This window comes from Candidatus Binataceae bacterium (assembly GCA_035500095.1).
Taxonomy (GTDB): domain Bacteria; phylum Desulfobacterota; class Binatia; order Binatales; family Binataceae; genus JAKAVN01.
The window spans coordinates 123,070-129,069 of sequence record DATJXN010000089.1 but is presented as its reverse complement, the minus strand read 5'-3'; the positions used below and the strand labels follow the sequence as shown (position 1 = coordinate 129,069).

The window sequence follows — 6,000 nt, the reverse complement described above, 5'->3', positions numbered from 1 at the left end:
TGCTGCAAGAAGTAAATCCGCAGCATCTTCTCCAGTCCCAACGGCTGGCGACCTTGTCCGGCTTTGGGGTAGTGCGGTTCGATCAGCCTGACCAGCCGCGACCATGGAATCACCGCATCCATCTCGCCCAGAAACCGCTCGCGCCCGGTCACTTTGCCCTTCCCATTCCACGCCAGCGATGCGAACGTCCGCTGATTACCCATCTCCTCTCCTCCACACCCGCCGACCCAACTAACTATTTATACCGAACCGAAACACTTATGCAGAGCTTCCCTAGTTGTCTACTTTCCGGACGGGCTCGACATTAAAAAAATAGCTGTTGCTTCAGAGAATTGGCAAACTGCAGCCTACTGATGTTCGACCAACTGGCGGTGCAGGTCGTCCACTACCCCGTCAAATTCCTGCGCCGAGCCGGCGGCGCCGAAGATGTAAAAATCCGGCCGCACCAGCACGCTCTCGACGCCTGCCTCACCGAAAAAGCGCCCGTACACACCGTCGAGATCGATAGCCTCGCCGCGACCTGCCTTGCTCGCATTACGCGCGATTCTCAAAAAACGCGTCTGCAGGGATTCCAAGAAGATGCGCCGATCGGCTCTCAAATTGGGTTGCACGTCCTTCATGCTCACAACTGACCAACCGGTGCCCATCAGATCGTCGGCAAATCCGGCGACTCCGTTCAATGATATCCTGCCCTGCGGGCCGAGCCGGCCGGCCACGCGATCGGCCGAGCCAGAACTGCCGTAAACGATGCCGTCGCGCAGCCATGGCAACGGCTTGAGCGCCGGAGCCCTTCCTGCCAGATACATTTCGTCGCGCGCGCGTGCCCGCTCGGGATCGATTTCGCACACGAGGCGCGTGTGATGGGCCGAAAGCTCGATCAAATCCCGCACGTGCGGCAAACGTTCAGCAGTATAAGTATCGAGTAGCGAGAGACCGGCCTTGCCATTCAGGATACGGTCGAACTTCCACGCGAGGTTGAAGACATCGCGAATCCCCGAACACATTCCCTGGCCAAGCTTGGGTGGCATCTGATGCACGGCGTCGCCGGCCAGAAGGATTCTCCCGTGCCGCCAGTTCCCGGCCAGCCGGCAGGCGACCGAGTAAATCATGTGGCGCACGATCTCAACGTCGCCTTGTCGGAGCCACGGCTCCATGAAGTGCCACGCGGTCTCAGGCTTGAGCAACTCGGCTTCGTCATCTTCGGGCATTACCATGAACTCGAAGCGATAATGACTCTTGCCCATCGGCATGCACATGTAGGGTCTTGATGGTTCGCAGTATTGCGCGACACGCGTGATTTTGCCGCGCCCCGCGGCGTTGATCCGGGAATCGACGTGAAACCAACGTGTTGTGAGCCCGAGATCCTCGATCGGCTGACCCACGATGCTCCGAACGAAGCTGTTGGCGCCGTCGGCCCCTACCAGAAAACGTCCGCGCGCCACGCGCGTCGCGCCGGTAGGCGCTATCTCGCCAGCGGCGGTGAGCTTCATCTCGCGGGCTTTTAATTCAAGATGATCGCTGTGCTGGCGGATTTCGATCACTTCCCAGCCGCGATTGAGCTCGGCCGTGGGAGAAGACTCGACGACTTTGGCGAGCTCGTCCTCGAGATACGGCTGATACTGCAGGACGAACCCGGGCCAGCCCGAAACTTCCACTTCGGGCCGCCCGCGCCGCAAGTCCTGGAGCTCTTCTCCGTTGATGCCGTGCCAGGAATAACTGCGCGGATAGATCATGTCGTCGAACCAATGACCACCCATCCCGAGCGAGTGAAAAATCCGCATCATCTCGGCATCGATACCGCCGACCCGTGGCAAGCCGTACCGCGTAGGCCAGCGCTCGAACAGCGCGACCTTGTGGCGCGCCTTGCCCAACATGGCGGCCATCGCGAGCCCGACCGGGCCCCCGCCCACCACGAGCACACTGTGAATTTCCTCGGCCATCGGCACTACATTTGTTCAAATCCTTCAGGATGTCATTGTATGGGCGAACCGTCGTCTTCTGCCGGAGAGATCCGAATTCGTCAAGCCAAGGGTTCTAATTCTCGGCTGCACGCCGCGCCAGAGGCAAGCGCTGCAGGATCGAACGCTCGTGGTCGTAGTTTTGTATGATCGAAGGAGCCAAAAATCGTTGAAGAGTAAATCAGGTCCAGCCCTTAGGAATCGCCGCTTGAACCTCGTCCTTCTCCAATCCGAGTTCATAGATGCTGGCTTCTGACAGACAGTAGTCAGAAGATGGGTGATGAATTGTTGCGGTGGCGCCATCGCGAAATAGCAGCTCCAGTGTATTACCCTTGAACAATGCGTGCGCGCCGCCCATCTCGAGGCATGATCGAGTAACTGAGGCGACGGTTTCGCCGACAAAATATTTGGTTTTGAAATAGCTCGCGGTCACCGTCGGAGTCTGACCTTCCCGATCAAGATGCCAGGCGCAGTTGCGGGTCATCAAACGCGCGGCGTCTATCTGGGCAGCGGCTTGGGCGATCCGTCTTCGGACATCGGGATGGTATGCGAGCGACTGGCGGTAACCCCGTGGCCGGCGCTGACGCACTGCCCGTTTGGCGGCTTCCAGCGCTCCTACGGCGACGCCCAGATACACAGCCGTATAGGGAAGATTGTAGAGCGGTTCGCTTTCAGAAACGAAAGCGCCCGCATTAGGAATCGAGCAATAGAGCGGCTCCTCAGGCACGAAGACGTTCTCGAGCACTAGATTGTCGCTTCTGGTTGCGCGCATTCCGAGGGTATACCAGTTTCGCTCGACGCGGATCCCGTCCAGTCTGGGAGAGATTAAAAAGCTGAGCGCGGTTTCGGGGTCCGCCGACTCCTCCGGATGGGCAAAAATGTTAATGACGTCGGCCGACTGCGCCATGGTGCGAACCCTTTTCGCCCATTCAGCCGCCATCCCCCGTCCACCCTGCGGGCTTGGGTCGCACATGCAAAAGTTGAGGGCAAAAGGCCCGTGGTGCCTGGCTCAGAGAGAATCGCGGCGAGCAGTTTATTTTCTCTCACGATCTCGTTCGCGAGGCGTTGTTTGTAGCGTTCGGCAAAATTGGCCTTCATCAGGTAGGTCGCGAGCGTCGCAACATGCATGTTGAAAGAGACCGCAGTCGAAGTGCATCCTTGAGCGAGCTCTTCTGCGGCGACGACCCAACCGAGCACACCTGCTCCTGATCACCGTATTGTTTGGGTGCCACCAGTCCATAGAAGCCGGCTTCCTTGAGCTTGGCGCAGTTCTCATCGGGAGATGTTATCTCCTGATCGTGTTGAACAGGTCGCTTGGCGAAATCCGTGGCGAGTTCCCGCGCCAGTCTCTGAATACGCTCCAAATCTGCATCAAGTTGGAAGTCCATCTTTATACCCTGGAGTTATCGCGCAGGCTTACCTTATGATTTCTCAGATCGCGACGGCCGAGGCGTGCCGCACTCGGGCTGCGTGCGGGCATCTCACTCGCGCTGATGGCGATGCAGGTCGACATATGCGCCGTTGATCTCGATATGTCCAGTGAAACCCACCCCCGCGACTGCCTCGCCATGATTCAGAAATCCTTCTCTGCCGGCATGGACATGTAAGACCGACAGCAGGCGCCTCGTCAGGTGCGCCTGGCGGAGATGCATCTCTGCGATGCTCGGCTGCGCCTCGAGCATTTTGGCTTACTGCGCAAGCCTCCCCCTTGTAAGACAGGCATTTGCGCTCAGCACGGGCGAGAAATCGTGCTATATGGCCGATTACGATTCTGGATCGAGTTCTCCGGCTCTTGGACGGTCTCTTCAGGAGGTGCTTTTATGAGACAAGCCACGACAAAGTCCCGCGTCAGCGTCGCCGGAGTCGAGGTATCCGCTGCGCATTGGATCGGTGGCAAGCGAATAGAATCGGAACGCACCTTTGAGGTAATTTCACCGATCGACTGCTCACACATCGCGGACGTATCGGCGGGCGGCGCGGAGGAGATAGAGGCTGCTCTCTCCGCTGCCCGGCGGGCGTTTCCGGCGTGGGCTGCGCTCGGGCCCGAGGGCCGCCATCCGATCCTGCATCGCTTCGGCGAAGCTATCCAGCGCCACGGAAAGAAACTCGCCGCGGTAGAGACGATGGACAACGGCTCGCTGCTTGCCGCCAACGTCCATCGGATGGTGCCTCGCTCCGCGCTCAACATCACCTTTTTCGCGGATTGGGCGCTGAAGCTCAATCGCGAAACGATCGAATCCCCGGATGTTTACAATCACGTTCGCTACGATCCAGCCGGCGTGGCGGCGTTGATCACCCCGTGGAACACTCCCATGATGCTGACGACATGGAAGATTGGACCGGCCCTGGCTGCCGGTAACACGCTGGTAGTCAAGCCGCCGGAATGGGCGCCGCTAACCTGTTCAATGCTTGCCGACCTCGCGGACGAAGCGGGAGTGCCGGCAGGCGTCGTCAACGTTGTGCAGGGGATCGGCGAGGAGGCCGGTGCCGCACTGGTGGCTCACCCCGATGTCGATCGCATCAGTTTCACAGGTTCGACGGATACCGCCCGCCTGATCGGACAGTCGGCGGCGAAATCGATTACGCCAGTGAGCTTTGAACTGGGGGGAAAGTCTCCGTTTATCGTGATGAAAGACGCCGATCTCCGGGCGGCGGCGCAAACCGTGGCGGGGCAGTATTTCAATGCCGGCCAGGTCTGTCTGGCCGGTACTCGCGTGCTCGTCGAAGAGCCGATTGCGGAGGAATTTCTTGCCAGGGTGAGCGAGGAAGTGGCGACGATTAAAGTAGGCGACCCGCGCGATCCGTTGACGAAGGTGGGCCCGCTGATCACCCGCGAGCATTTCAACCAGGTGCAGGGCTTCGTCGAACGGGCCTTGAAAAGCGGCGCCAAGCCCCTATGGGGCGGCGAACGCGACTCTTTCGGCGAACTCTACTATGAACCGACATTGCTGACTAACGTCGGCCGCCAGATGGAAGTTTTCCAACGCGAGGTCTTCGGTCCGGTTCTGACCTGGAACACGTTCAGGGACGAGGACGAAGCGATCGAGCTCGCCAATGATACGACCTACGGCTTGGCGGCAATGGTATTCTCGCGCGACGAGCGGCGCGCGTGGCAGGTGGCTTCGCAGGTAACCGCCGGTACGGTGTGGGTTAATTGCTTCTTCGTCCGTGACCTCGCTGCTCCGTTCGGTGGCGCCCGAAATTCCGGAATCGGCCGCGAGGGCGGTAACTGGAGCTTCGATTTCTACTGCGACGTCAAGAACGTCGCGATCTTGAAGGGCTCTTTCGCATAAACGCATACGTGAATCCGACGCCAGTCGCTCGACCGGGTCATCGCACCCAGGATTCCGGCGGCGGCACCGCCGACGTTATCTGCAGCGGTACCTGGACGCGATGTCCGTTGCGCAAGATGTTCAGGTAGACGACTTCGCCAGGCCGCGTGTCCCGAACCCGTTCATAAAAATCCAGGAAACTAGCCACGCGAAACCCATCGATACCGATTACAAGATCATAGCTCTCGTGAAGCGGGATCGATCCGGTAAGTGGCGCGACTATTATCGCCGGTGGAAACGTCATCACGCCGAGCATTGCCACGGCATTCAATACATCACGGATCGGCTGTCGGTATGGATGCAGTCCCGCCGCGGCCCCGGGACTTCCCGGCTCAATATCAACGACCAGCAACCCCTGGATTTCCTTTTCCGCGCTACGCGTCTCGACTCGCAGGTCAATGCCGAAGACCGAGATCTGCTCGTTCGCATCCAGATAGCCCTTGAGTCCCTGAGGTTCGGGGTCGGCCGTCTCCGGCTCAAATCGGTAAGGCGGGGCCTGGCTATCCGATGAAGGTTGGACGGAGTTAGTATCTGCCGTCTGAGAGCGCGGGGACTTTAGAATCTCGGCGGTATCGCCTGCCGACGTGCGCCCCGGATGCCCTATTCCGACAATCACGGCCGCGGCCAATAGCGGTAAAACGACCTGTTGCGATGCTGGTCTTATCCTCATCACAAGGCATGGCCGATTGCTGTCCGCGCGGCCTCACGCT

General features: G+C 59.4%; 6 protein-coding genes. 1 reads left to right on the top strand and 5 read right to left on the bottom strand.

All coding sequences use genetic code 11. The annotated features are described in order from the left end of the window. The 4 genes from VMI09_09290 to VMI09_09275 form a co-directional block, all read right to left on the bottom strand. The coding region (locus tag VMI09_09290) for an IS5/IS1182 family transposase (GenBank protein HTQ24878.1) at window positions 1–203 on the bottom strand (203 nt) is incomplete at its 3' end. Window positions 204–347: 144 nt separating this feature from the next. Beyond that, on the bottom strand, window positions 348–1,940 hold the full coding sequence (locus VMI09_09285; protein ID HTQ24877.1) for a bifunctional 3-(3-hydroxy-phenyl)propionate/3-hydroxycinnamic acid hydroxylase: 1,593 nt from the start codon (window positions 1,938–1,940) through the stop codon (window positions 348–350). Window positions 1,941–2,139: 199 nt separating this feature from the next. Next, window positions 2,140–2,898, bottom strand: coding sequence for an acyl-CoA dehydrogenase family protein (locus tag VMI09_09280; protein HTQ24876.1), 759 nt, complete (start codon window positions 2,896–2,898; stop codon window positions 2,140–2,142). Between the two features lie 157 nt (window positions 2,899–3,055). After that, window positions 3,056–3,346 carry a hypothetical protein gene (locus VMI09_09275; GenBank protein ID HTQ24875.1) on the bottom strand — a complete coding sequence of 97 codons (291 nt, stop codon included), beginning with the start codon at window positions 3,344–3,346 and terminating at the stop codon, window positions 3,056–3,058. Between the two features lie 243 nt (window positions 3,347–3,589). Between VMI09_09275 and VMI09_09270 the strand changes: the two genes are divergently transcribed. Then, window positions 3,590–5,251 (top strand): aldehyde dehydrogenase, encoded by a 1,662-nt coding sequence (locus tag VMI09_09270; GenBank protein ID HTQ24874.1) that lies wholly within the window; start codon window positions 3,590–3,592, stop codon window positions 5,249–5,251. A 37-nt stretch (window positions 5,252–5,288) separates the two neighbouring features. Here VMI09_09270 and VMI09_09265 read toward each other — a convergent pair whose 3' ends face one another. After that, entirely contained in the window at window positions 5,289–5,918 is a 630-nt protein-coding gene (locus VMI09_09265) for a PDZ domain-containing protein (protein ID HTQ24873.1), read from the bottom strand. Window positions 5,919–6,000: the final 82 nt, after the last annotated feature.